A 26,935-nucleotide genomic window follows, 5' to 3' on the forward strand; every position below is an offset into this window, starting at 1 on the left:
ATCCTTTTCGAGCGGTAATGCTGCGCCAGTCGACCCCTGTCAGGCCCCACGGGGCCTGTTTTGATTCAAGGCTACAAGATGATGATCGATATTCCTGACGACAAGCTGGTTGCCGGTGTGGACGAAGTGGGTCGTGGCCCCCTGGTGGGTGACGTGGTCACCGCTGCGGTCATTCTCGATCCCGCCAATCCGATCGCAGGGCTCAACGACTCCAAGAAGCTCTCCGAGAAGAAGCGCCTCGCCCTGTTTGACGAGATCAAAGAGAAAGCGCTCGCCTGGGCCATCGGTCGTGCAACTCCGGAGGAGATCGACGAGCTCAACATCCTGCATGCCACCATGCTGGCGATGCAGCGAGCCGTGGCGGGACTGAAGGTCACCCCCGAGCTGGTCTTTATCGATGGCAACCGCTGCCCTGCATTGCCGATGGAAGCGCGTGCCGTGGTCAAGGGCGATAGCCTGGTGGCCGCCATCAGCGCCGCCTCGATCCTCGCCAAGGTGACCCGCGATGCGGAGATGACCGAGCTGGACAGCCGTCATCCCGAATATGGTTTTGCCCGTCACAAGGGTTATCCGACTGCGGATCACCTCGCCATTCTGGCCGAGCGTGGCCCGTTGCCCGAATATCGCAAGAGCTTCAAACCGGTGCGCCGCGCACTGGGGATCGAGTAGACCATGCCATTTAGTTTGAGCAGCGAGAGGAGATGACGATGGCTGACCCCCGTTTTATCCACCTGCGAGTCCACTCCGACTTCTCCATGGTCGATGGCCTGCAGAAGATCAACCCCATCGTCGGGGCGGCTGCGGCCAACAACATGCCGGCGCTGGCGCTGACCGATCAGATGAACATGTGCGGTCTGGTGCGCTTCTATGGCGCGGCCCACGGCAAGGGGATCAAGCCCATCGTCGGGGCCGACTTCTGGGTGCAGAGCGATGAGCTCGGCGACGAGCAGTTCCGTCTCACCCTGCTCGCCATGGATAACGACGGCTACCAGAACATCACCCTGCTTATTTCCCGTGGTTACCAGCGCGGCCACGTGCAGGGGCGGCCGGTCATCGACAAGAGCTGGCTCGCCGAGCATGCCAAGGGGGTGATCGTCCTCTCCGGCGGCCGCGAGGGGGATGTGGGCAAGTTCCTGCTCAAGGGCAACCGGCAGATGACCGAGCAGTGTGTCGCCTTCTATCAGACCCACTTCCCCGATGCCTACTACCTCGAACTGCTGCGTACCGGTCGACCCGACGAAGAGGTCTACCTGCACATGGCGGTGGCGATTGCCACCGAGTTTGCGCTGCCGGTGGTGGCCACCAACGAGGTGGTGTTCCTCACCGCCGATGACTTCGATGCCCACGAGATCCGGGTCGCCATCCACGACGGCTACACCCTGATGGACAAGCGCCGGCCGCGCCGCTACAGCCCGCAGCAGTACCTGCGCAGCCAGGAGGAGATGGCGGAGCTGTTTGCCGACATCCCCGAGGCGCTGGAGAACACGGTGGAGATCGCCAAGCGCTGCAACGTGACGGTGCGCCTCGGCGAATACTTCCTGCCCAACTTCCCGACCGGTGACATGACCACCGAAGACTTCCTGGTCATGAAGTCGAAAGAGGGGTTGGAGGAGCGGCTGGAATTCCTGTTCCCGGATCCGGCGGTGCGGGCCGAGCGCCGTCCCGAGTATGACGAGCGTCTCGACATCGAGCTCAAAGTGATCAACCAGATGGGCTTCCCGGGTTACTTCCTCATCGTGATGGAGTTTATCCAGTGGTCCAAGGACAACGGCATCCCCGTTGGCCCGGGCCGGGGCTCGGGGGCTGGCTCTCTGGTGGCCTACGCCCTCAAGATCACCGACCTCGACCCGCTGGAATTTGACCTGCTGTTCGAACGTTTCCTGAACCCCGAGCGGGTATCCATGCCCGACTTCGACGTCGACTTCTGCATGGACAGGCGCGACGAGGTGATCGAGCACGTTTCCGACATGTATGGTCGGGAGGCGGTGTCGCAGATCATCACCTTCGGCAGCATGGCTGCCAAGGCGGTGGTGCGGGACGTAGGCCGGGTGCTGGGCCACGCTTACGGCTTTGTAGATCGCATCTCCAAGCTGATCCCGCCGGATCCGGGCATGACGCTCGCCAAGGCATTCGAGGCTGAGCCCAAGCTGCCCGAGCTCTACGAGCAGGATGAGGAGGTCAAAGACCTCATCGACATGGCCCGCCGCTTGGAAGGGGTGGTGCGCAACGCCGGTAAACACGCAGGTGGCGTGGTGATCGCGCCCACCAAGATCACCGACTTTGCGCCGCTCTATTGCGATGACGAAGGCCATCACCCGGTCACCCAGTTCGACAAGAACGATGTGGAATACGCAGGTCTGGTGAAGTTCGACTTCCTGGGTCTGCGCACCCTCACCATCATCGACTGGGCGCTCGGCATGATAAACCCGCGTCTTGCCAAAGAGGGCAAGCCGCCGGTGGATATCGCCGCCATCCCTATCGATGACAAGAAGTCGTTCGACCTACTGCAACGCTATGAGACCACAGCGGTATTCCAGCTGGAATCCCGCGGCATGAAGGATCTCATCAAGCGGCTGCGCCCCGACTGCTTCGAAGACATGATCGCACTGGTGGCCCTGTTCCGACCGGGCCCGCTCCAGTCAGGCATGGTGGATAACTTCATCGACCGCAAGCACGGTAATGAAGCGATCTCCTATCCGGACGAGAAGTGGCAGCACGAGAGCCTGAAACCGATTCTGGAGCCCACCTACGGCATCATCCTCTATCAGGAGCAGGTGATGCAGATCGCCCAGACCCTGGCGGGTTATACGCTGGGTGGCGCGGATATGCTGCGCCGGGCGATGGGTAAGAAAAAGCCCGAGGAGATGGCCAAGCAGCGGGCCGGTTTCGAGGAGGGCGCCGTCAAGAATGGCGTCGACGGCGAACTGGCGATGAAGATCTTCGATCTGGTGGAGAAGTTTGCGGGCTACGGCTTCAACAAATCCCACTCCGCCGCCTATGCGCTGGTCTCCTACCAGACCCTCTGGCTCAAGACCCACTTCCCGGCCGAGTTCATGGCGGCGGTGATGACCGCCGATATGGACAACACCGACAAGATCGTGACTCTGGTGGACGAGTGCCAGCGGATGGGGCTCACCGTGATCCCGCCGGATGTGAACACTGGCCGCTATCGCTTCTCGGTCAACGAAGATGGTCATATTGTCTACGGGATTGGGGCGGTGAAAGGGGTGGGTGAAGGCCCTATCGATGCTATCCTCAGCGCCCGGGATCAGGACGGCCCGTTCCGCGATCTGTTCGACTTCTGCAACCGGGTCGACATCAAGAAGCTCAACAAGCGGGTGATGGAGAAGCTGATCCTCTCCGGCGCCATGGATCGGCTCGGCCCCCACCGCGCCGCCCTGATGGCGACGCTGGAGGAGGCGATGCGGGCCGCCGAGCAGCACGCCAAGGCGCAGGCGGTGGGGCAGGTCGACATGTTCGGCGTGCTCACCGAAGAGATTGACGACGTCAAGAAGGCGTTTGCCAACGTGCCGCACTGGCCTGACAAGGTGTGGCTGGAAGGGGAGCGCGAGACCCTTGGGCTCTATCTCACTGGCCACCCCATCAACCAGTACAGCAGCGAATTGCGTCGTTATACCTCGGGTCGCCTGTGCGATCTGCATCCCACCTCCCGCGATACCGTGACCACGGCGGCGGGGCTGGTGATTGCGGCCCGCAGCATGGTGACCAAGCGCGGCAACAAGATGGGGATCTTCACTCTGGACGACCGCTCCGGCCGTCTCGATGTGACACTTTTCAGCGAAGCGCTGGAAAAGTACGAAGAGTTGATGCAAAAAGACCGTATTTTGGTGGTTTCTGGACAGGTCAGCTTTGATGACTTCTCCGGTGGCCTTAAAATGTCGGCCCGTGAAATACTGGATATCAACGATGCGAGGGAGCGTTTTGCCAGAGCAATTCGCATCTCCCTCGATGAACAGCGGATTGATGATCGCTTTTTCCCGCGTTTGTGCGAGATTTTGGAGCCCGCCCGTGCCGGAGTTTGTCCGGTTCAGGTAAACTATCGTCGCCCCGGCTCCCGGGTGCGATTGACGCTCGGTACCGAGTGGCGGGTGACGCCCACCGATCAACTGATAGATGACTTGCGAGTCCTGCTTGGACGAGAGCGGGTTGAATTGGTTTTTGATTAGAGGTTCTAAGGCCCTATGAGTCTTTTTCTGGATTTTGAACAGCCGATTGCCGAGTTGCAGGCGCAGATTGATGAACTCAAACATGTGAGTGAAGGCAATCACGCCGTGGATCTGAAAGACGAGATCCGCCGGCTGGAGAAGAAAAACGAAGAGCTGACCAAGAAGATCTTCGGTGATCTGGGTGCCTGGCAGGTATCCCAGATGGCGCGTCATCCCCAGCGCCCCTACACCTTTGACTATATCGAGCATATCTTCACCGATTTTGACGAGTTGGCTGGCGATCGCGCCTATGCCGATGACAAGGCTATCGTCGGCGGCATCGCCCGTCTCGACGGTGAGCCTGTGATGGTGATTGGTCACCAGAAGGGTCGCGAGACCAAAGAGAAAATCAAGCGCAACTTTGGTATGCCGCGTCCGGAAGGGTACCGCAAGGCCTTGCGTCTGATGGAGATGGCCGAGCGCTTCAAGATGCCGATCATCACCTTTATCGACACCCCGGGTGCTTACCCCGGCGTCGGTGCCGAAGAGCGTGGCCAGTCCGAAGCGATTGCCCGCAACCTGAAAGTGATGGCCGGTCTGACCGTGCCGGTGGTCTGCACCGTGATCGGTGAGGGTGGTTCAGGTGGTGCGCTGGCAATCGGCGTGGGTGACCGCGTCAACATGCTGCAGTACTCCACCTACTCCGTCATCTCGCCGGAAGGGTGTGCCTCCATCCTGTGGAAGAGTGCCGATAAGGCTTCTGTGGCTGCCGAAGCGATGGGGATCACTGCCCAGCGTCTGAAAGAGCTGAAACTCATCGACAATATTGTCGAGGAGCCGCTCGGCGGTGCCCACCGCGATGTGGAGAAGATGGCCAAAAACCTCAAGGCTCGCATCAAGCAGGATCTGGACGCCCTGCGTCCGCTCGATACCGAGCAACTGCTGGAGCAGCGCTACCAGCGTCTGCTGGGCTACGGCTACTGCTAAGAGCAGCCGTCTGCCCCGAGTATTCAGGCCCCCGTCAGCGACGGGGGCTTTTTATTGCTGATGACTTGTCTTGCGGTGATTGCCCCAATGCGCCCTGAAACGGCACTGCTCAGTCTTCGCGGGTGAGGGGCAGGGGTTGGTATGCCACGCTGTTGGTGAGGGCTGTCAGGGACTGTGGCAACGCGTTGTCTGTCGCCTGCCCGCTGCATCCTGTGGCATCGCTAGCGATGGCATGACAAGCCACGTGATCATCCGATTGCGGCATAAAAAAGCGCCCCGACTGTGCGGAGCGCTTTTACAGGTGTCTGGCGGTATTACAGTTCAATCTCGTCTGTAAGACCTTCATAGGCGATATCGATGGATTGCAGCTCCTTCTGCAGGCGATGTTTGTCTTTCAACGCCTCGATTTCACGCCATTTACGTTTTTTTCCCGTTGTCCCGCGGCTACGCGAACCGAGTTCAACCACCTCGTCATAATCGAAGTTGAACATTTCCATGGCTCCCTCCTTGGTTTTTATCGTTTTCACCACCCGTATAACATAACGAATCTGAAATTAAAACGTTTTCGTGACGACTCTATGACAGCGCTAAAAAAGCCCATGAAAAAAAACCGGGCCCCTTGTTAGGGGCCCGGTTTTTATCAGAAAAAAGAACCGATTACAGGCGGCTTGCCAGCATGGTTTCCAGCTTGCCCTGGTCGATGGCGAACATGCGGATGCCTTCGCCCAGCTTCTCGTGAGCCATGGCGTCCTGGTTCAGTTCCCAGCGGAATTCGGCTTCGGTCATCGGAGTCGGTTTGGCCTTGCGCTCACCGGTGTAGTCCAGTTTGCGTACCACGGCGCCTTCGGTCTTGCTCAGCTCTTCCAGCAGGGCCGGGCCAATGGTCAGGCGGTCGCAACCGGCCAGTTCCAGGATCTCGCCGGTGTTGCGGAAGCTGGCCCCCATCACGACGGTTGGGTAGTCGTGCTGCTTGTAGTAGTTGTAGATGGAGGTGACGGAGACCACGCCCGGATCTTCGCTGGCGGTGTAATCACGGTTGTGCTTGGCCTTGTACCAGTCGAGGATACGACCCACGAACGGGGAGATCAGGAAGGCACCGGCTTCGGCACAGGCACGGGCCTGGGCGAAGGAGAACAGCAGGGTCAGGTTGCACTGGATGCCCTCTTTCTCCAGTACCTCGGCGGCACGGATCCCTTCCCAGGTGGAGGCCAGCTTGATCAGAATGCGGTCGTTGCTGATACCCGCTTCGTTGTAGAGACGGATCAGCTTGCGCGCCTTGGCGATGCTGGCCTCGGTATCGAAGGAGAGACGAGCATCCACTTCGGTGGAGATACGGCCCGGAACGATCTTCAGCACTTCCAGACCGATATTGACGGCCAGCTTGTCGCCCGCGTCGATGATTTGCTGTGCCTTGTCCTGGCTCTGGGCTTTGGCCCAGTTGATGGCGTCTTCGATCAGCGGAGCGTACTCGGGGATCTCGGAGGCCTTCAGAACCAGAGAGGGGTTGGTGGTGGCATCGATGGGCTGATAGCGTTTGATGGCTTCGATATCACCGGTGTCGGCAACAACAGTGGTCAGGGCTTTCAGCTGGGTTAATTTATCGGCCATAGCGAATATCATCTCTTAATGAGGGAGTAATCCCTGGGTTGCGGGCTTGAGACGGTGGTTCTGAAATAAAATTACAGGATCTTGGTGCCTCAGGCTCAGAAAAGCGCGATGGGGGCGGCCCATCGTCATTGCCTGCCTAATTAATACTGATGTGCTGCATCCTGCAATAGGGGCGCTTGGTTGTTAAACATTCAGGCTGTTGAGTTATCCCGTTTTATGGCTTGAAACTATATGATTAGTAAGGTTTTTTACATTTCCTCCCGACCTCGCTCCGGTTTGCTTTCAGTTGAACTTTTTTAGCCAATATCCATATTTGTGTCGTCGATCACATAAATTATCTCGCTACGTACTTGAAATTTAATTACAGCGAAAACGTTTGGCGAAATATCTCCGTTTGAAAGCCATTTCATGCAAGCGTTTGCGTTTTCGGATAGCTCATCAGGGATATATCAAAATGGTTCTCTTATGGGGCTTAATGGTGGCCTGTCTGATTGAATTATTGAGTTTGTTGAAAGTTTGCGATTTAAATGGAGCTTTATGGGCTTTTACCGTTCGTTTTTTGTGTCTCGCGTGACCGGGATCACTATTCCGGGCTCTCCCGCTGTGCTAGATTCCGCCCCTTTAGCGAAACGCTAATTAAACGACAGACAGAAAACGGTCAGCGCAGACTGACCATGGATGTGAATAACAACGAGAGAATTATGGACACCTTGATTGCGATGCTAAACGACCTGATGTGGGGAGCCGTGCTCATCTACCTGCTCATCGGGGTCGGTATCTTTTTCACCTTCCGCCTGGGTTTTATCCAGATCCGTCACTTTGGCCACATGTTTTCCGTGCTGAAAAACAGCCGTAAATCGGACAACGCGGGCATCTCCTCCTTCCAGGCCCTCTGTACCAGCCTTGCCGCCCGTGTCGGCACCGGCAACCTGGCCGGTGTGGCTGTCGCCATCTATCTGGGTGGCCCCGGCGCCATCTTCTGGATGTGGCTGATTGCCTTTATCGGCATGGCGACCGCCTTCGTCGAAAGCACCCTGGCCCAGCTCTACAAGGTCAAGGATGAGGATGGCAACTACCGTGGTGGCCCGGCCTACTACATGGAGAAAGGCCTTGGCATGCGCTGGATGGGGGTGGTGTTTTCGCTCTGCCTGATCCTGGCATTTGGTCTGGTGTTCAACGCGGTGCAGGCCAACTCCATCAGTCTGGCGATGAAGGTGGCGTTTGGCATTCCTGACTGGGTCAGCGGTCTGGCGCTGGTGGCGCTCTCCGGCCTGATTATCTTCGGCGGCATTCGTGGCATCGCCCGTTTTGCCGAGCTGGTGGTGCCCTTTATGGCACTGGCCTACATCCTGCTGGCGCTGGTGATCGTGGCGATGAACATCACCGAGTTGCCCCATGTCTTCATGCTGATCATCAAGTCCGCCTTCGGGATTGAGCAGGCAGGCTCAGGTGCGCTGGGTTATGCCATCTCCCAAGCGATGATCAACGGTATCAAGCGCGGTCTCTTCTCCAACGAAGCGGGGATGGGCTCTGCGCCCAACGCTGCGGCGACTGCCACTCCCTATCCGCCGCACCCGGCCTCCCAGGGTTATGTGCAGATGCTGGGGGTCTTTATGGACACCATCGTCATCTGCAGCTGTACCGCCGCCATCATCCTGATGTCAGGTCAGTTTGAGCCGGGCTCCGGCGTGACCGGTGTCGAGCTGACCCAGCGGGCGCTCTCCTCCCAGATTGGCAGCGGTGGCAACATCTTTATCGCGGCGGCCATCTTCTTCTTCGCCTTCACCTCTATCGTGGCGAACTACTCCTATGCCGAAACGAATCTGGTGTTCCTCGAGCACAACCACAAGGGCGGCCTGATGCTGTTCCGGATGTTTGTGCTGGGCATGGTGATGTTCGGCTCTGTGGGCGAGTTGCCGACCGTCTGGGCAATGGCTGATGTCTCCATGGGGTTGATGGCCATCGTCAACCTGGTGGCTATCCTGCTGCTCTCCGGCGTCGCCATCAAGCTGGCCAAGGATTACAACGACCAGCTCAGGCTGGGCAAGGTGCCTACCTTTGATGCCAACAAGTACCCCGAGATCCGCTCCCAGCTGGAAGAGGGGATCTGGGACAATCCGACCAAAAAATAACAAGCGGTGAGTCAAACCTCTTGATTAAAACCTGAAGGGGGAGCCGGTGGCTCCCCCTTCTTTTATGAGCCGCTCTTCTGCGGCTGATCCCAGCGCTGGGCGAGCTGTCTGACACGCCGTTGCAACTGGCGCCAGCAGCGCCCTTGTTGCCGGTCGTTGAGGGGGGCATAACGCCAGCGGCGATAGAGCCACGCACTCTTTAGCAGGGGATGGGCAAGGTCGGGGCGCAGCCGCGCCAGCCGCTCGCACCATGCTCCCATGCTCTCGGCAGGCTCTGGGGAATAGCCGCTGCGTTTGCCCCGTTTGAGCAGGGGTTGCCAGATGCGCCGCTCTGGCGGCAGACGGGCGGGCAACAGCAGGGGCAAGCTCACCAGCAGGGCGACCAGCATCAGGCTGGCGAGGATCAACCAGGGAGTGTATCCCGCCAGTGCAGGCCAGCGCAGACCGATTTGCTGCCAGAGCTGGCCCGCATCGTAACCAATCACCCAGCGACTCCACTGGTAGTCGATATTGTTGCCCCACCAGCGCAGCTGATTGAGCAGGGCCCAGTTGCGATAACGCTGCAGAGCGAGGGGGTCGGCGGCGGTAAACTCGTCGCTCAGGGCCTCCCTCACGCCGCCTTCAATGCGCTCCGGTGCCACTGCCGCCGTGGGGTCAACTCGCCGCCATAAGCCCCCTTCATCGAGATACTCCACCCAGGCGTGAGCATCGAACTGGTGTACCGTCAGATAGTTGCCTCTGGGATTCCACTCGCCGCCGAGATAACCGGTGACCAGCCGTGCCGGAATACCGGCGGCGCGCAGCACGAAGGCAGTCGCCATGGCGTAGTGGCCGCAAAAGCCGCGCCTGGTATCGAACAGGAACTCATCCACCCCGTCACTGCCAAGCCGTGGCGGTGTCAGGGTGTAGTAATAGGATTGGCTGCGAAACTGCGCGAGCAGGGCGGCGACCAGCGCGCTGCGATCCGGATAGCGTGCCGCAAGCTCTTGGCCATGGGCGCGCGCTCTTGGGTTGCCCCCGCCAGGCAGTTGCAGGTTGCGCTGAGCGGCTTGGCTGTCGTCCTCTGGTTGCGCTTCGCCGCGGCCAATGCGATAGCGGATCGCCACCTCGCCGCTCCCCTGCCGATAGAGGGTGTCGAGAGGGGTAAGCAGCACCGGACCCGCCAGCAGGCGCGGTTCACTCAGGGCAAAGGCCCAGCGGTGGCGCTGGGGCTCGGCGATCACCTCGTAGCTCCCGGCGGGTAATGGACTATCTGCCAGCTGATTGCTTGCACGTGAAGATGATGCCAGAAGGGTGAGCCCGGTTTGCACCGGCACTGTCTGCTGCCATGCTTTGACCTCGGGGCTCAGCAACCAGCGCTGACCATCGAAAACTTCTTGGCGCATCACCGGAAAATAGCGCTCGCGGACAGGGGGCGGGCCATCGGCAAAGGTGACCCGAAACGCGAGTTCGGAGGAGTTGACCAGTTCGCTGATATCGCCGGGGGCCAGCTCTTCCGAGAGGCCGGACAGGGCACGGCTGGTGGTGGGCATCTGCCAGAGGGGCGGCAGCCTTGGCAGTAGTATAAACAGGGTGATAAGCAAGGGCAGCGCCAGCAGCAGGGCGCTCCCCGCACTGCGCCAAGGCCGTTTCTGCTCGGGGACGACGGCGGTCACCAGCGCGGTCACTGCCAGCCAGAGTGCCACTGCCATCCCGGCTGTCCAGCCGATGCTTTGGCGTTGTACCAGCGCCAGCGCGATGAGGAAGAAGGCGAGCAGCAGCACCTGCTCGATATCCCGCTCGCGCCGTACCTCGATCATCTTGAGGCTATAGCCGAGCCAGAGCAGATTGATCAGGGCGGGCAGGGTGCCCAATGTGCGCCACTGCAACCCCAGCAACACCACGGTTGTGATGGCCAGCAGCGCCAACCAGCGGGCAGGCAGGGGCGGCAAGCCGCGCCACAGCATCATGGCCCGGACGCCGAGAGTGATGGCGCCCACTGCCACTACCCAGAGTTGCAACTGGGGCCAGAGCGCCGCGACCAGCAGCAGCTGTTGCAGGGCGATGAGTGGCAGCAGGCGGCGGTTATCGAGCAGCATCTGGCGTGATCTTCGGTGGTGTTGCATCGAATTGGGCCAGTGCCAGCAGGCAGCGCTGCACAAAGGCGGCACCGCTATCGGGCCCCAGCGTCTGGTTTGCCAGTGTCAGGGTAAAGGGGATGCCCCGCTTGCCGTAATCGGCGCACCACCAGGCCAGCACCGCCAGCCGCTGCTCCAGATCCCCGCCCGCGACCCGCTGCAAGGTGAGGTGAGTCTCATCCTGCTGCGGTTCATGGAACTGCTTGGTCAGCAGGCCGCGCCCTTGGGCAAGTTGCTTCCAAGCGACCCGGCTCAGTGGTTCACCGGCCTGATGTGTCCGCAGAGAGTCAAAGTCACCGAGAGTGGCCGGAGCGGGCTGGCCCTGATGCCCCTCGCTTTCGGTCGCATGTTCCCCTCTTAGCGCCCCGAACGCCGGTTTGGGGGCGAGCCAGCCCTCCAACTGCAAGTCCAGCAGGGACCAGCAGCGAAACAGACCGAGGGGGTAGCGGCTCTCGACCCGCAATCGGCCAAGGGGCAGTGGCCCACGGCGCGAGCCCGATACTGGCAGGATAACTGTGCTGGGCACAGCGTCGGCCTGTGCCAGCCAGAGGGTGCCTTCGTTGAGGCTAAACCGGAGCGCCTGCACCGGGCGAGGGCTCTGCACCAAGATACGGATCGGCAGCTGGCTACCCGCTTCCCCCAGTACCAGCTGGCCACCCAGCAGTTCCAGCCCCAGCAGGTTGCGGTGGGTAAGCCACATGGCGGCCATAAACAGGCTGCCGAGGCAGTAGGCCAGCAGCAGTACCAGATTGTTCTGGTAGTTGGTGCCGAGCAGATAGATGACGAGCAGCACCAGCAGATAGAGCAGCCCCATGCGGGTAGGGAGAATAAAGAGGCTGCGGGTACCCAGCGTGATCTGGCGCGCCGGGGGTATACGGCGATCGAGCCAGCGCCGCTGCCACTTTTCTCTCTTTTGCCGCCAGCGGGTGAGCAAGGCGCTCATCAGGGATTGTCCGGATCGACCCGGGCCAGCAGCCGCTGGCTCAGGGGACAGGCTTCGCCGTGCTGTACGCCAAAGCTGCCCCGCAGCCGATGCTCGGCCACATAGGGGAAGACCGCCTGCACATCCTCTACCGTGACAAAGCGCCGCCCGGCTACCATCGCCCAGGCCCGGCTCACCGCCAGCAAGGTCTGGGCTGCCCGAGGGGAGAGGGGCTGTGGCAGATCCCCATCAAAGCGGCTCTGGTGCACTAGCGCCAGCAGGTAGTCGAGGGTGGCATCGGAAACATGGATGGCATCCCCTTCGCTTTGCAAGGTGGCGAGTCCGGCAGCATCCAGCATGGCGGGCAAAGGGCCCGTCGGCTGGTGGCCGCGCAGTAGCTGGCGTTCCGCCTCTCGCGGCGGAAAACCCAAAGAGAGTCGCACGGCGAAGCGGTCGAGTTGGGATTCCGGCAGTGGATAGGTGCCCGCCTGATCCGCCGGATTCTGGGTGGCGATGACGAAAAACGGATCGGGGAGTGGGTGCGTGTGGCCCTCGATGCTCACCTTGCCTTCGGCCATCGCCTCCAGCAGGGCGCTCTGTACTTTGGGGCTGGCGCGGTTGATCTCGTCCGCCAGCAACACCTGGGTGAAGATGGGGCCGGGGTGAAAGCGAAATGTTTGTTGCTGGGGGTCAAAAATCTGAAGCCCCAGCAGGTCGGCGGGGAGCAGATCGGCGGTGAACTGCATCCGCCTGCATGCCAGCCCCAGCACCTGCGCCAGGGCGTGGGCCAGGGTGGTTTTGCCCATGCCGGGCAGATCTTCGATCAGCAAATGACCGCGCGCCAGCAGGGTCACCAGCGCGATTTTCAGCTGTAGCGGCTTGCCCAGAATGACTTGCTCCAGTGCCGCCAGCAGCCCGGCAATCTGCTCTTCTCTCTTCATTCCCTTCATACACATTCCCTGTATTGCGTCGCACCTACAGCTTATACGCCCGCAAGGGCGAAGGCAGATAACAGACGGGCGGTAAAGTGCAGCGCAGGGATGGTAATGAGCGGGAGGTGACCCGGTTTATTGCTGAGTCTGCTTGATTCAATATGGCCGCTATGGCACGTAACTCAATACAATATTTCCTGATTGGAATGTACCGATCGCCATCTCTTCACTAGGTGAGGGTGGTGGTCACCCATATAGTTGCCCCATTGCGACGCGCTGCGTTGCTAGCTTTGTCACCACCTTGGCCCCGCCATTGTTCGCCTGTCACTGTGATCTGGCAGGCATCGGCACGCCAATCTGTTATGGAGCGTTCATGCCTGTATTCCTGTTGTGCACTTTTCTGATGATCATTCTCTATCCGGTCGGGATCGATCTCTATCTGGTCGCTGTGCCCCAGATTGCCGATACCCTGCAGGCGAGCGAGGCGCAGATCCACACCGCCTTCTCTATCTATCTGTTTGGCATGGCAGCGACCGTGCTACTGGGGGGGATGATTGCCGATCACTTCGGGCGGCGCTGGGTGGTGCTCGGGGGCGCGCTGATTTTTGTCCTCGCCTCGCTGGTGGCAGGCAATGCGGAGGGGATTGGCCAGTTCTATTTCGGCCGTTTCTGGCAGGGAGTCGGGGCGGGGGCGCTCTATATCATGACCTTTACCGTGCTGCGGGATGTGCTGAGTGAGGAGCGGTTGGCGATGGCGCTCTCGATGATTAACGGGGTGATCTGCGTGATCCCGGTGCTGGCGCCGGTGCTCGGTTACCTCATCCTGTCCCATTTTGACTGGCGCGGGATCTTCGTGGCGATGGCGCTGGTGGCTGCCGTCAGCGGTCTGGTGAATTTGTTGCTGCTCAAGGAGACCCGTCCGGCCCGGCAACCGGGGAGTGGCGCTGCGCTGCCCTTTGCCCTGCTGCGCTCGCCGCGCTTTATGCTGCTCTCCCTGCTGAGCAGTGCCAGCGTGACCTCCATTCTGGTCTATGTCAGCGTCTCGCCGCTGATCCTGATGAAGGAGTTTGGTTTCACCACCGAGCAGTATTCTATCGTGATGATGGTGATGGCCGGGGTGAGCATGTCTACCTCCTTCCTGACGCCCCTGCTGTTGCGCTGGCTGGGCAAAAAGAAGGTGCTGGCGGTGGCTCATCTCTCCTATCTGCTGGCGGCCTGCTCACTGATCGGCAGCTGGCAGGCGGGGGGCGATATCCATCTGTTGCTGTCGGGGTTTGCGCTGGTCTGTGTCGGGTTCTCCTGTGGCTTCGGGGTGGCGATGGGGGAGGCGCTCGATGGTTGTCAGCACAATGTGGCCTTTGCCAGCGCGGTGCTCTGCATCATGCAGATCAGCCTCTCCGGCCTCTACATCTGGCTGCTGGGTCAACTTGGCTTTGCCCCGACCGAGATGCTGATCTGCGCCTTGCTGCTGGCACTGCTCAGTTACCTGGCTGTCAAAGGGCTGTTACCATGGCTCGCGCTTCGTGAAGCGCAGTCGCAGGGCTGATGGAAGATGAGAGGGGATATGCGCAATCTGGGTGAACTCGATTTGAACCTGTTGGTGGTCTTCAAGTACCTGATGCAGGAGCGCAGTGTGGCAGGGGCGGCCAAAAAGCTCTGTGTCACCCCGTCGGCGGTGAGCAAGTCCCTCGCCAAATTGCGGGAGTGGTTTGACGATCCCCTGTTTGTGCGGGTGCGGCAGGGATTGCAGCCCACCAACCTCTCCCTGACCCTGGAGGAGGAGCTGAAGGTCTGGTTCCAGCTCACCGACAGCATCACCTCGCTCAATAGCGAGGCGATCCCCGACGGTGCCCGCTTCACGCTGGTGATGGAGTCCCCCTTCTACATCAGCTTCCTGAGCGATCTGCCCATGACCATCTACCAGAAGTACCCCAACTCGGTGGTCAGGATGCTGGGGTGGGATCACCACTCCCTCAACGATATCGTCAATGGCGATGCGGATCTCGGCTTTTGTGCCCGCGAGACCCATGGCCGTTCCCGGGCCAAGGTCAACCGCTTGCCCTACTACATCGATCACGAGGTGCTGTTCACCGATCGCCCGGTGGTTTTTCTGCGCAAGGATCACCCCTTGCTCCAGCAGAAGTGGTCGCTGGAGAACTTTCTGGCCTGCCCCCAGATCAGCATGGTGTGGGAAGCGAACGATACCTGGGCCCTCGACAGTCTGCTGGAGGACGAGGGGCTGAAGCGGGAGGTGCCCATCATGGTCTCAAGCTTCGAGCAGGCGCTGCATATTGCCTCCCAGTCGAGCCACGAGCTGATAGCGGTGGCGCCCTCTTACTGTGGTGGTTATGCCAGTCGGCATCACGGCAATCTGATCGCCATGCCGCTGCCGCTCCCCGAGAAGCTCTACGCCCAGCTGGAGATCGCCTTCATCTTGCTGTGGCACAAGCGGCACAATCAGGATGCCAAGGTGATGTGGCTGCGCAACGAGATCCGGCGACTCTACAACGATGAATCGCCACGCTAATGTGGCCGTGACGGTGCCCATCGATCAGCCGGAGCCATCTGCTCCGGCTTTTTGTTGTCGCAGCGTCCGGATGAGTGGGCTTTTGCACGACTTAAGTGCCGAGTTCGGGTTCAACTGTGTGCCATTCAACTCTCTTTATGCACAGATTGGCCTTGGTTGCACGTCTCGAGTGAAGCTCTTTTCACGAAAAAAATTCATGTGGTTTCATTAGAAAACTTCACTGATGGTCACTTTTAAAGTGTGATCGACCATTAAGTTCCTGTATTTGCAGTGATATAGCATGACACCCCTTGGAGTGGCGGGGTTAGATAGCGCCTGCGTAGGTGACTGCCAGTAGAGCGCGGCGTGAGCCAGCCCCACAGGTCGTCTGTGGCCGTGTCATGCCCCAGCTATCTGGCCACCAGCCATGAGTGACGGAGCAGAGGGGAATAAGCAAAACCGGCTTGAGTGAAGGGATGCAGCAAAGGTAGCACCTGGAGCCGGTAACTGTACTGGGAGACGCCACTCACCATCCCCCGATAACCCGTAATTGAAACCGGCTAGATGAAAAACACCTTTCATCGAACGGGGCGTGTGCACCCGAAAATAGCCAGATTGGCAGGCTGACTGTGCTCCCCGTTATAGCAATGGCGGGCAAAAAAATAGTGCGGTAGCCACCACCAGATTAATAAAAATAAATCTCAGCAAAGGCAGGTTGATATGCGTCCAGCAACAGCACCCACAGGGTTGTTACAACAGCCCAAACCCTTCTTTATGATATTTTTCGTCGAACTCTGGGAGCGCTTCGGTTATTACGGCGTGCAGGGGATCCTGGCGGTCTTCTTTGTGCAACAACTGGGATTTTCCCAAGAGCAATCCTTTATTACCTTCGGTGCCTTCTCGGCGCTGGTATATGGCCTGATCTCGGTCGGTGGCTATGTCGGTGACCATGTGCTCGGCACCAAGCGCACCATGGTGCTGGGGGCCGTGGCGCTGGTGATAGGCTACTTTATGACCGGCCTCTCTATCTACAATCCCGACCTGATTTTCTATGCGCTGGGCACCATTGCAGTTGGTAACTGCCTGTTCAAGGCCAATCCGGCCAGCCTGCTTTCAAAATGCTACCAGCCAAAAGATCCGCGGCTGGATGGGGCTTTTACCCTGTTCTATATGTCGATCAATATCGGCTCCCTTATTTCCCTCTCGCTCGCTCCGGTGATTGCCGATCACTACGGCTATACCGTGACCTATAACCTGTGCGGGGTGGGACTGATTATTGCGCTGCTCACCTTCTTTGCCTGCCGCAATATGGTCAAGGATATTGGCTCCGAGCCGGATCACCTGCCACTGAATTACAGCAAGCTGCTGCTGGTTATATTGGGCTCGGTAGCCATGGTCTTCTTCTGCGCCTGGCTGATGCACCACGTGGTGATCGCCAACATGGTGCTGATGACGGTGACCATCGCCGTGGTGATATTCTTTTTTCGCGAGGCATTCAGGCTCGATACCGTGGGCCGCAACAAGATGTATGTGGCCTTCGTGCTGATGCTGGAGGCGGTGCTCTTCTATGTGCTGTATGCCCAGATGCCGACGTCTCTCAACTTCTTTGCCATCAACAACATGCACCACGAAATGCTGGGCATGAGCGTTAACCCGGTCAGCTTCCAGGCGCTCAACCCCTTCTGGGTGGTGGTGGGTAGCCCGGTACTCGCGATGATCTATACCCGGATGGGCAGCAAGGGGCGGGATCTCACCATGCCGCTCAAGTTCACTCTCGGGATGTTCTTCTGCTCGCTGGGCTTTCTGACGGCGGCGGCATCCGGCTGGTGGTTTGCCGATGAGCAGGGGCTGACCTCCCCCTGGTTTATGGTGCTTATCTACCTGTTCCAGAGTCTGGGCGAGCTGATGATCAGTGCGCTGGGACTGGCGATGGTCGCCGCGCTGGTGCCACAACGCCTGATGGGCTTCATTCTCGGAATGTGGTTCCTGACTCAGGCGATGGCGTCCCTGCTGGGTGGCTATGTGGCGACCTTTACCGCCGTGCCGCAAGGGATGACGGATCCGATGCAAACTTTGCCCATTTACACCGGCGTATTTGGCAAGATCGGGATGGCGACCCTGCTGATTGCGGTAGTGATGGGGCTGATGGTGCCCTGGCTGAACCGGATGATGAATGCGAACCCGACAGAGGCCGAAGGGCTGGTGCCAGGTCAGTCACAGGCGTAATGAGAGGATAGTGCGAGACAAGGCAAGGGCGGCGACCCTTGCCTTTTTGTTGATGGTTTAGTTGTACTGCTCTTCCATCCAGGCTTCGACGATCAACTGCGCCGAGACCCCGTCCACACTGCCTTTTTCCAGCGCGCGATAGCCGCCTCGCTCAAACAGGCGGGCGCGGGCATCTGTGGTGGTGAGTCGCTCATCCTTGAACTCCACCGGCTTGCCGAAGCGGCCATGCAGCCGGTTGCCGAATTTGCGGGCCCGTACCGTGATCTCCTGATCTGTGCCATCCATGTTCAGCGGCAGACCGACCACCAGCAGGTCCGGTTGCCACTCCTTGAGCAGCTTCTCAATCTCGTCCCAGTTGGGGATGCCGTCGTTGGCCTTGAGGGCGCGCAGAGGCTGGGCAGTGCCAGTCAGCTCCTGACCGATGGCGACGCCAATGCTCTTGGTGCCATAGTCAAAGCCCATGATGCTGCGTGATGACATAACTGATAAATCCTCGAAATAGAGAGCGGAGCGGGCCAGCCGATCAGCTGTGGCCGACGTCGCTGGAGAGGTGAACCGGGTTCACCCCTATGCTGGCGGCAGCTTGCTGCCAACGTTTGTGAATGGGGGTCTTGAACACCAGAGCCGGATTGGGGGGGATCACCAGCCAGGCGCCATCCACCAGCTCCTGCTCCAGCTGCCCGGCGCTCCAGCCGGCATAGCCAAGGGCCACCAGCCAATGGGCAGGGGCCTCGCTCGTACCCAGAGTTTCCAGAATATCCTTGGAGGTGGTTACCATCATCTCATCCCCCACCTGCAGGGTGGAGTTGAAACCGGGGCGGAAGCTGTGCAGCACGAAGCCGCGATCGGCGTGAACCGGCCCCCCTTGCAGTACCGGCTGCTTGAGCTCCGGGTTGTTGGGCGGATTGAGCTTGAGTTGGGTCAGCATGGTTTCCAGCGACATCTCGACCGGAATGTTGACTACCAGTCCCATGGCACCCTCTTCGTTGTGCTCGCACAGATAGACCAGCGAGCGCTCGAAGTAGGGATCCGTCAGGCTTGGCATGGCAAGCAGGAAGTGATTTTGCAGTGTTTGCATAGAGGCCAAATAGTGCAAAGGTATTTGAGGTCAATTATGGCAGTTGATCCCCATGGGAAAAACCGCTTTTTGGGCAGGGCGAGATCCTGCCCCTTTCCGGATTGCCTTTAAACAGAGAGGGTGGCGCCGGGCCACCCTCTCTGTTTCCGGGCTTGTCAGGGGCGGGTTACCCCTGAACAGGCCGGTTAGCCTGCCAGGCGATTATTTGCCCAGCCGACGCTCGATGGCATCCATCAGCATGCCGGTGATGTGTACATCGAAGGCCGCTTCAATCTCGCGAATGCAGGTCGGGCTGGTGACGTTAATCTCGGTCAGGCGATCGCCGATGATGTCGAGACCGACGAAGATGAGGCCTTTCTCTTTCAACGTCGGGCCCACCGCGCGGGCGATGGCCCAGTCGGCTTCGCTCAGGGGACGCGCTTCACCACGGCCACCGGCCGCCAGATTGCCACGGGTCTCACCTTGCGCCGGAATGCGCGCCAAGCAGTAGGGAACCGGCTCACCGTCCACCACCAACACCCGCTTGTCGCCATCCTTGATGGCGGGCAGATAGGTCTGCGCCATACAGTACTGGCTACCGTGGGCGGTCAGGGTCTCGATAATCACACCGACGTTGGCGTCATCCTCCTTCATGCGGAAGATGGAGGCGCCGCCCATGCCGTCCAGCGGTTTGAGGATGACGTCTTTGTGCTTGGCGTGGAAGGCACGCAGCTTGTCGGCGCGGCGGGTCACCAGCGTGGTCGGGGTGTGCTCGGCAAACCAGGCGGTGTAGAGCTTCTCGTTGGCGTCGCGCAGGCTCTGCGGCTTGTTGACGATAAGGCAACCCTCATCCTCGGCCCGCTCCAGCATGTAGGTGGCGTAGATAAATTCGGTGTCGAACGGCGGATCCTTTCGCATCAGGATCACATCGAGGTTGGAGAGGGGGTGATCCACCACCTCGCCCAGCGTATACCAGTCGGCATAGTCATATTTGACGGTGAGCGGGCGCATGGTGCCAAAGGCGCGACCGGCTTCCATGTAGAGATCCTTCATCTCCAGATAGAAGAGCTCATAGCCGCGCTTTTGCGCCTCTTCGAGCATGGCAAAGCTGGAATCTTTCTTGATGTTGATGGCCGAGATGGGGTCCATCACGATGCCGAGTTTAATGGTCATCCGAATATCCTTCTTGTGGCTCGATTGCGAGTGAGATTCTTAAAACCTGTTCAAAGTCTGTCACGAGAGGTCGTCAGCAAGGTAAAGAGCAGCGCAGGAACCGGAGCGTATAGACATACGTGAGCCTCTTGGTTCCACATAAGCGAGCAGCGCATGAGCCTTGATCACGACCTCGCAGTAAGACATTGGACTGGTTTCAAGCGAGATCGCCAAAGCGGCACTGCAGCGCAGTGATCGCAGTCAGGGCGGCGGTTTCGGTGCGCAGCACCCGCGGCCCCAGCAGCATCTCTTTGAAATCTTCCTGCACGGTACGGGCGATCTCGTCGCTCGACAATCCCCCTTCCGGGCCAATCAGCAGGCGCACGCCATGCTCGGGAACGGGCAGGGTGTTGATGCTGTACTCGGCGCGCGGGTGCAGGTTGAGCTTGAGCTCTTTGGTCTCTTCCGCCAGCCAGGCGTCCAGCTCCATTGGCATACGCACTTCGGGCACCACGTTGCGGCCGCACTGTTCGCAGGCGCTGATCACCACCTTCTGCCACTGCTCGCGCTTCTTCTCCAGTCGATCGGCTGGCAGCTTGACGCCGCAGCGCTCGGAGAAGAGCGGGGTGATACAGGTGACGCCCAGCTCCACCGATTTCTGGATGGTGAAGTCCATCTTGTCGCCACGGCTGATCACCTGACCGAGGTGGATGGCCAGCGGTGACTCCACCGATTGGGCGTCACAACTGTCGATGGTCACGTCCACCGACTTCTTGCCGACGTTGGCGATGGTGGCGGGATATTGATTGCCATCGCCATTGAACAGCTCGAGCTGCTGGCCCGGCTGCATGCGCAGTACCCGGCCGATATGGTTGGCGCCGTCTTCCGACAGGGCGATGGTCTGGCCAACTTGCAGGGTGGCCGGTTCATAGATACGTGGAATGCGCATGGCTGCTTGTCAGTCTCTTGCTTGGAAACCCTTTATATCCTGCGGTGAGCAAGGCTCACGCGGCAGAAGGGAAGGGCTTCATGATAGGAGGGGTGATCCCCTCCCTGGTCAAATGGGGTTATTGGCACTGCTTTTCAATAAAGGGATTAGTGTTGCCCTGCAGCTTGCCGATGCGGCGGTTGCGCTCGCACTCCCAGCCCTCTGCCGGGTACTGCCTGTCCCAAGCTTCAAACAGTTTACGCTGTTGCGCTGCCAGACGCAGCCCATACTGCTGGCTCATGTAGAGGTAGGCGCGGGCAATCTGGCCCCGTACCTGCCCCTTGGGCGGCTGCACCCGACGATCCTTGAAATCCACCAGCATCTGACACTGGCCGTACTGATCCGGCTTGCCGTTCCAGTCGGAGAAGCGGTAGTTGGCCCGATCGCCGTTCACTTCGCCAATGGCGGGGAAGAGGTTGTGCATGTCCCCCTCCATCTTGTTGAACTCGGGGCTCGCTTTTTCGCAGTTCTTGCGACCGCCATCCTGCCAGCACTGCAGCTGGTGGCCGAACTCCCAGGCGGGGACCACGTGTTCCCACTCGATGCGGGCGGCGCGCTTGGCCTGCTTGCGCGGCTCATAGCCGCAACTGGCGAGATCCGGGCTCATTTTCTTGCCCTGATAGTCGATGTCACAGCCGCAGTAGAAGGTGGTGACCGCAGGTTGGCTGCGATAGAGCTTCACCAGATCTTGCTTGGCTTCGCGAAAGGTCTGGGCGTGCAGGGGGGAGCTGAGCAGCGGTAAACCGGCCAGCAGGGTCAGGGCGAGGGAGGAGATGAAACGCATGGGATTCCTTGCAAACGGGGTGATTGACGAACGATGGCGGGCACCCTACCACAGGGGCGCGACACAAGCTGGCTTACTGCTCTGGCTCCGGCCGTTCCCGCTCCAGCGGCTGCTTGCAGCGGCGGCAGTGATAGCGGGCCTCGCCACGCACCACCTTGTTGTGACGGCGAATAGAGAGTTGATGCTGCTGGCAGTGACAGCGATAGGGCACGGTGCGCTGGGCCAATACCGCCAGATCGAAGCTGTGGGTGGTTCTGGGCTCAAGGCCGAATACCTCCCGCATCACCGACTGCCACTGGCGGCCGTGGGGTAGCACCCGGTTTTTGCCGTGCCCGTCACCCCATAGGGCATAGACCAGCAGATGGGCCACCTCGTGGGGCACCACCTCATCCAGAAACGCCTGCTGGTTGGCCTGATAGAGGGCAGGATTGAAGCGCAGCTCCCAGGTTTGCAGCCGCGCCGATCCTGCCGCCCGGCCCCGCATATTGCAGTAGATCCGCGGGCGGGGGAAGGTGCGGCCAAGGCGCGCCTCGGCTTGCACAAAGCAGGCTTCTACGCGTTGTTGCAGCAGGGCGACAAGCTGGGCAGGGGTGGCAGACATCAACATCTCGTCAAATGGCGGATAAGCAAAAGGGGAGCCAGGCTCCCCTTTTATCACAACAGCGAGCCTTACAGGCCAGCGGCGGAACGCAGCAGTTCGGCCTTGTCAGTCTGCTCCCACGGGAACTCGTCGCGACCGAAGTGACCGTAGGCAGCGGTGGCCTGATAGATTGGGCGCTTCAGATCCAGCATTTCGATCAGACCATACGGGCGCAGTTCGAAGTGCTCGCGTACCAGCTTGACCAGCAGATCCTCGGCAACCTTGGCAGTACCGAAGGTCTCGACGCTGATGGAGGTCGGCTCGGCCACACCGATGGCGTAGGAGATCTGGATTTCACAGCGATCGGCCAGACCGGCGGCCACGATGTTTTTGGCAACGTAGCGGGCGGCGTAGGCAGCGGAGCGGTCAACCTTGGACGGATCCTTACCGGAGAAGGCGCCACCACCGTGACGAGCCATGCCGCCGTAGGTGTCGACGATGATCTTGCGACCGGTAAGACCGCAGTCACCCATCGGGCCGCCGATAACGAAACGGCCGGTCGGGTTGATGAAGTATTTGGTGTCCTTGTTGACCCACTCGGCCGGCAGCACCGGCTTGATGATCTCTTCGCGTACCGCTTCAACCAGATCCTTGTGGCTGATGGATTCAGCGTGCTGGGTAGACAGTACAACGGCATCGACACCGATGATCTTGCCTGCGTCGTCGTAGGCAAAGGTCAGCTGGCTCTTGGCATCCGGACGCAGCCACGGCAGGGTGCCGTTCTTGCGCACTTCAGCCTGACGCTTCACCAGCAGGTGAGAGTAGGTGATGGGGGCCGGCATCAGCACGTCGGTTTCGTTGGTGGCGTAGCCGAACATCAGGCCCTGGTCGCCAGCGCCCTGCTCCAGCGGATCGCTGCGGTCAACACCTTGGTTGATGTCCGGGGACTGCTTGCCGATGGCGTTCAGCACGGCGCAGGAGTCAGCGTCGAAGCCCATGTCGGAGTGGGTGTAGCCGATTTCACGCACGGTATCACGCACGATCTCTTCGATATCAACCCAGGCAGAGGTGGTTACTTCGCCGGCCACCATGACCATACCGGTCTTGACCAGGGTCTCGCAGGCGACACGGGCCTTGGTATCTTGCTTGAGGATGGCGTCCAGTACCGCATCGGAGATCTGGTCCGCAATCTTGTCTGGATGGCCTTCGGAGACCGACTCGGAAGTAAACAGCTTTGCCATGATATGAATCTCAGCTTGTCTGGGTTATCGCCACAGCAATAACCGGGTGAATGGGATGGTGTAGAGGTATCTACATCTGGACGTCTATATTAATTAGCGCCCCCCGCGATTGCCAGCACTATTTTGTCGCGCAGTGTCCAATGGGTCACAAGCGGTGCTCTCCTATCCCGAAAGGGATGGAAATCAAACGTTTTTCTCTGGTTGCTTTGGCCAATAGAGGGCAAGAAAAGCGATTGTCCTCCCAAAGCCACTTTATTCATCCAGATAATATTTGCACGCCGCGCGCCCTGCTGGGACAATAACGCGCCTTAATCTTGGCCATCAAATGAAGCAATCGCAGGAGATTCAGATGCCTTCTCGTAAAGAGCTTGCCAATGCCATTCGTGCATTGAGTATGGATGCCGTTCAAAAAGCCAACTCCGGTCACCCGGGCGCCCCCATGGGAATGGCGGATATCGCCGAAGTGCTGTGGCGTAGCCACCTCAGACATAACCCGAACAACCCCAAGTGGGCCGACCGCGACCGTTTCATTCTCTCCAACGGCCACGGCTCCATGCTGCTGTACTCCCTGCTGCACCTCTCCGGTTATGACCTCTCCATCGACGATCTGAAAAACTTCCGCCAACTGCACTCTCGCACCCCGGGTCACCCGGAGTACGGCTATGCACCGGGCGTGGAAACCACCACTGGCCCGCTGGGTCAGGGCATCACCAACGCCGTTGGTATGGCGATCGCCGAGAAAGCCATGGCTGAGCAGTTCAACCAGCCGGGCCACGACATCGTTGACCACTACACCTACGCCTTTATGGGCGACGGCTGCCTGATGGAAGGTATCTCCCACGAAGCGTGCTCCCTGGCAGGTACCCTGCAACTGGGCAAACTGATCGCGTTCTGGGATGACAACGGTATCTCCATCGACGGTCACGTAGAAGGCTGGTTCACCGACGACACCGTCAAGCGTTTCGAAGCTTACGGCTGGCACGTTATCCCGGCTGTTGACGGTCACAGCCCGGAAGCCATCAATGCCGCCATCGAAGCCGCCAAGGCCGAGACCGGCAAGCCGACCCTGATCTGCTGCCGCACCATCATCGGTTACGGCTCCCCGAACAAATCCGGTTCTCACGACTGCCACGGCTCACCGCTGGGCAACGACGAGATCGCCGCTGCTCGTGCCTTCCTGAAGTGGGACCACGCGCCGTTCGTTATCCCGGCCGATATCGCTGCCGAGTGGAACGCTCAGGAGAAGGGCGCTGCACTGGAAGCCGACTGGGCTGCCAAGTTCGCCGCCTATGAAGCCGCTCACCCGACGCTGGCTGCCGAATTCAAGCGCCGCACCGCTGGCGAACTGCCGGCCAACTGGGCTGCCGAATCCGCCAAGATCATCGAAACCCTGCAAGCCAACCCGGCCAAGATTGCGACCCGTAAAGCGTCCCAGAACTCTCTGGAAGCCTTCGGCAAGCTGCTGCCGGAGTTCATGGGCGGCTCTGCTGACCTGGCTCCGTCCAACCTGACCATGTGGTCCGGCTCCAAGTCCCTGACCAACGACGATGCCTCCGGCAACTACATCCACTACGGTGTACGCGAGTTCGGCATGTCCGCCATCATGAACGGTATCGCCCTGCACGGTGGTTTCATCCCCTACGGCGCTACCTTCCTGATGTTCATGGAGTACGCTCGCAACGCCCTGCGCATGGCCGCCCTGATGAAGCAGCGCGCTATCTTCGTTTACACCCACGACTCCATCGGTCTGGGTGAAGATGGCCCGACTCACCAGCCGGTTGAGCAGATCGCCTCCCTGCGTCTGACTCCGAACATGAGCACCTGGCGTCCGTGTGACCAAGTTGAATCTGCCATCGCCTGGAAACACGCCATCGAGCGTACCGACGGCCCGACCTCTCTGATCTTCTCTCGTCAGAACCTGGCTCAGATGGACCGTACTGCCCAGCAGCTGGCTGATACCGCCAAGGGTGGTTACGTGCTGAAGGATTGCGCCGGTACGCCGGAGCTGATCCTGATCGCCACCGGTTCCGAAGTGGAACTGGCCGTTGCCGCCTATGAGCAGCTGACTGCCAAGGGCCGTGCCGTGCGTGTGGTCTCTCTGCCGTCTACCGACGTGTTCGACGCCCAGTCTGCCGAGTACAAAGAGTCCGTCCTGCCGGCCTCCGTCACCAAGCGTGTGGCCATCGAAGCCGGCATCGCTGACTACTGGTACAAGTACGTCGGTTTCGGCGGCAAGATCATCGGTATGACCACCTTCGGTGAGTCTGCACCGGCCGAGCTGCTGTTCAAGGAATTCGGCTTTACCGTGGAAAACGTGGTTGCGACCGCAGAGTCCCTTTAATAGCTAATTGCTGTGTATAGAACTGAAAAGCGCCTCCTTCGGGAGGCGCTTTTTTTATAAAATCGTTGCGATGCCTACAAATATGGAAACTGTTAAAAATAAATTAGTTACTTATATTGCATTGAGTGTCAATGAATGGTTGTTATGTGAAAAATACGATTGTGGTGACTTTCTATGATAGAAACAGTTGAATTTGGAAAGGTAGAGGAACTTTTTGAATTTATATCCCCTTGGGGAAATGAAACTGATATTAATGGCTATATTTTTCGAGGGCATGGGCAAGAACACTATAAACTAATTCCGACTGCATTGCGGCTAGAATATATTGATCAATTCTGGCATGTTTGCGGTTTGGGTAAGCCTATAGAGCCACAGCATCTATGGCAAAGGTGGCAAATTTCTGCTGAATATCATCTGTTGCGTTCATTTTATCGACTGGCAGACCAACGTGGTTTAGACGTTCCAGTATCATCAAGAGTTCGAGAAAATTTGTCTCAGGATTTTGATTTTATGGGGATGACAAATAATAATTATAGTGAAACATGGATTCCCAGTGATTTATTAGAAACTGCAGGGCTTGCTCAACATTATGGGATACCAACTCGTTTACTCGACTGGACATATGATATTTATGTTGCATTATATTTTGCATTTAGAGGAGCATTAAATAAAAATACAAAGTTATGCGTTTGGGCTTTAAATAAAGAGTACCTTTCTTTTTTAAAACCTACAGTTAATTCGATTAATGTCAATTTCGTAACCCCTCATTATGCCGCGAACCCCAATATCAGTGCACAAAAAGGATTATTTACACATTGGCCTATTATGGTTCAGCCTCATACTTCAGAGCTACAAGCTATGATGTTGGGTCAGGTCGCTGCGCTAACAGATAGAAGACCATTAGATGAACTAATAATTTCTCAAATTAAGCATGATACTAGAGTGCCTAATATTTTTAAGAGATTTATTTTACCGTGTAGCGAAGCAGCTAAAGGGAGTCGTATTTTAGATAAGTTGGGCTATGACTCCGCACGTATATTCCCTGGTTATGATGGGGTTGCTAAACAATTGTTGTCAATGCATCAATATAAATAGGATGTAATGATGGGTGACGATTGATAGTTAATCATGAAAACCTTACGACAGAATCATGTTGTTTTACGCATCGAAGGTTACGATATCAATTTGAGCTAGCT

At 58.7% G+C, this 26,935-nt stretch carries 21 protein-coding genes; 9 read left to right on the forward strand and 12 right to left on the reverse strand.

The window, feature by feature from the left end; translation table 11 throughout:
* Positions 1 to 78 precede the first annotated feature (78 nt).
* From rnhB to accA, 3 genes are read left to right on the forward strand one after another with little or no spacing between them, the layout of a single operon-like run.
* Positions 79 to 669 (forward strand): ribonuclease HII, encoded by a 591-nt coding sequence (gene rnhB / locus G5182_RS12095; protein ID WP_216951877.1) that lies wholly within the window; start codon positions 79 to 81, stop codon positions 667 to 669.
* A 38-nt stretch (positions 670 to 707) separates the two neighbouring features.
* Entirely contained in the window at positions 708 to 4,187 is a 3,480-nt protein-coding gene (gene dnaE / locus G5182_RS12100; RefSeq protein WP_216951876.1) for a DNA polymerase III subunit alpha, read from the forward strand.
* A 15-nt stretch (positions 4,188 to 4,202) separates the two neighbouring features.
* Positions 4,203 to 5,153 carry an acetyl-CoA carboxylase carboxyl transferase subunit alpha gene (accA, locus tag G5182_RS12105; protein WP_204483984.1) on the forward strand — a complete coding sequence of 317 codons (951 nt, stop codon included), beginning with the start codon at positions 4,203 to 4,205 and terminating at the stop codon, positions 5,151 to 5,153.
* 314 nt (positions 5,154 to 5,467) lie between these two features.
* On the opposite strand, the gene G5182_RS12110 is transcribed toward accA, so the two are convergent.
* Entirely contained in the window at positions 5,468 to 5,650 is a 183-nt protein-coding gene (locus tag G5182_RS12110) for a DUF3545 family protein (protein ID WP_005338547.1), read from the reverse strand.
* A 160-nt stretch (positions 5,651 to 5,810) separates the two neighbouring features.
* Positions 5,811 to 6,761, reverse strand: coding sequence for a transaldolase (gene tal, locus G5182_RS12115; RefSeq protein ID WP_139409993.1), 951 nt, complete (start codon positions 6,759 to 6,761; stop codon positions 5,811 to 5,813).
* Between the two features lie 701 nt (positions 6,762 to 7,462).
* On the opposite strand from tal, the gene G5182_RS12120 reads away from it, so the two are divergent.
* Positions 7,463 to 8,893 (forward strand): alanine/glycine:cation symporter family protein, encoded by a 1,431-nt coding sequence (locus tag G5182_RS12120; protein ID WP_042055130.1) that lies wholly within the window; start codon positions 7,463 to 7,465, stop codon positions 8,891 to 8,893.
* A 62-nt stretch (positions 8,894 to 8,955) separates the two neighbouring features.
* On the opposite strand, the gene G5182_RS12125 is transcribed toward G5182_RS12120, so the two are convergent.
* The 3 genes from G5182_RS12125 to G5182_RS12135 are packed head-to-tail and all read right to left on the reverse strand — an operon-like array spanning position 8,956 to position 12,882.
* Positions 8,956 to 10,971 (reverse strand): transglutaminaseTgpA domain-containing protein, encoded by a 2,016-nt coding sequence (locus G5182_RS12125; protein ID WP_421254412.1) that lies wholly within the window; start codon positions 10,969 to 10,971, stop codon positions 8,956 to 8,958.
* Complete coding sequence (locus G5182_RS12130) at positions 10,958 to 11,953, reverse strand: DUF58 domain-containing protein (protein ID WP_421231387.1); 996 nt, start codon at positions 11,951 to 11,953, stop codon at positions 10,958 to 10,960. The genes G5182_RS12125 and G5182_RS12130 overlap by 14 nt, the downstream gene beginning before the upstream one ends.
* Positions 11,953 to 12,882 carry an AAA family ATPase gene (locus tag G5182_RS12135; protein ID WP_408082963.1) on the reverse strand — a complete coding sequence of 310 codons (930 nt, stop codon included), beginning with the start codon at positions 12,880 to 12,882 and terminating at the stop codon, positions 11,953 to 11,955. Before G5182_RS12135 ends, G5182_RS12130 begins: the two co-directional genes overlap by 1 nt.
* A 355-nt stretch (positions 12,883 to 13,237) precedes the next feature.
* On the opposite strand from G5182_RS12135, the gene G5182_RS12140 reads away from it, so the two are divergent.
* The 3 genes from G5182_RS12140 to dtpB all read left to right on the forward strand — a co-directional run bounded on the left by G5182_RS12140 (position 13,238) and on the right by dtpB (position 17,596).
* On the forward strand, positions 13,238 to 14,410 hold the full coding sequence (locus G5182_RS12140) for an MFS transporter (protein ID WP_421231386.1): 1,173 nt from the start codon (positions 13,238 to 13,240) through the stop codon (positions 14,408 to 14,410).
* 18 nt (positions 14,411 to 14,428) lie between these two features.
* On the forward strand, positions 14,429 to 15,391 hold the full coding sequence (yidZ, locus tag G5182_RS12145) for an HTH-type transcriptional regulator YidZ (protein ID WP_139735835.1): 963 nt from the start codon (positions 14,429 to 14,431) through the stop codon (positions 15,389 to 15,391).
* 699 nt (positions 15,392 to 16,090) lie between these two features.
* On the forward strand, positions 16,091 to 17,596 hold the full coding sequence (dtpB, locus tag G5182_RS12150; protein WP_274160236.1) for a dipeptide/tripeptide permease DtpB: 1,506 nt from the start codon (positions 16,091 to 16,093) through the stop codon (positions 17,594 to 17,596).
* A gap of 57 nt (positions 17,597 to 17,653) precedes the next feature.
* On the opposite strand, the gene ruvX is transcribed toward dtpB, so the two are convergent.
* The 7 genes from ruvX to metK form a co-directional block, all read right to left on the reverse strand.
* Positions 17,654 to 18,076 (reverse strand): Holliday junction resolvase RuvX, encoded by a 423-nt coding sequence (ruvX, locus tag G5182_RS12155; protein WP_005343821.1) that lies wholly within the window; start codon positions 18,074 to 18,076, stop codon positions 17,654 to 17,656.
* A 43-nt stretch (positions 18,077 to 18,119) separates the two neighbouring features.
* The gene (locus G5182_RS12160; RefSeq protein ID WP_266134113.1) at positions 18,120 to 18,674 is read right to left on the reverse strand and encodes a YqgE/AlgH family protein; all 555 of its coding nucleotides are present in this window, start codon (positions 18,672 to 18,674) and stop codon (positions 18,120 to 18,122) included.
* A 201-nt stretch (positions 18,675 to 18,875) separates the two neighbouring features.
* Positions 18,876 to 19,826, reverse strand: coding sequence for a glutathione synthase (gene gshB / locus G5182_RS12165; RefSeq protein WP_159158357.1), 951 nt, complete (start codon positions 19,824 to 19,826; stop codon positions 18,876 to 18,878).
* A gap of 196 nt (positions 19,827 to 20,022) precedes the next feature.
* Entirely contained in the window at positions 20,023 to 20,754 is a 732-nt protein-coding gene (gene rsmE, locus G5182_RS12170; RefSeq protein ID WP_058058894.1) for a 16S rRNA (uracil(1498)-N(3))-methyltransferase, read from the reverse strand.
* A gap of 118 nt (positions 20,755 to 20,872) precedes the next feature.
* Positions 20,873 to 21,577: an endonuclease gene (locus G5182_RS12175; protein WP_421231384.1), complete on the reverse strand. Its 705-nt coding sequence runs from the start codon at positions 21,575 to 21,577 to the stop codon at positions 20,873 to 20,875.
* Between the two features lie 73 nt (positions 21,578 to 21,650).
* Positions 21,651 to 22,178: a SprT family zinc-dependent metalloprotease gene (locus G5182_RS12180; RefSeq protein ID WP_266134109.1), complete on the reverse strand. Its 528-nt coding sequence runs from the start codon at positions 22,176 to 22,178 to the stop codon at positions 21,651 to 21,653.
* 68 nt (positions 22,179 to 22,246) lie between these two features.
* A complete protein-coding gene (gene metK, locus G5182_RS12185) occupies positions 22,247 to 23,398 on the reverse strand; it encodes a methionine adenosyltransferase (RefSeq protein WP_005343827.1) in 1,152 nt (383 codons plus the stop codon).
* Positions 23,399 to 23,747: 349 nt separating this feature from the next.
* On the opposite strand from metK, the gene tkt reads away from it, so the two are divergent.
* Together tkt and G5182_RS12195 are read left to right on the forward strand one after the other, a co-directional pair.
* Positions 23,748 to 25,739 (forward strand): transketolase, encoded by a 1,992-nt coding sequence (gene tkt, locus G5182_RS12190; RefSeq protein ID WP_149153405.1) that lies wholly within the window; start codon positions 23,748 to 23,750, stop codon positions 25,737 to 25,739.
* A gap of 174 nt (positions 25,740 to 25,913) precedes the next feature.
* A complete protein-coding gene (locus G5182_RS12195; protein WP_376888698.1) occupies positions 25,914 to 26,834 on the forward strand; it encodes an FRG domain-containing protein in 921 nt (306 codons plus the stop codon).
* Positions 26,835 to 26,935 lie beyond the last annotated feature (101 nt).

It is taken from the genome of Aeromonas sp. 600948, from assembly GCF_049174875.1.
GTDB classification, from domain to species: Bacteria; Pseudomonadota; Gammaproteobacteria; order Enterobacterales; family Aeromonadaceae; genus Aeromonas; species Aeromonas veronii_A.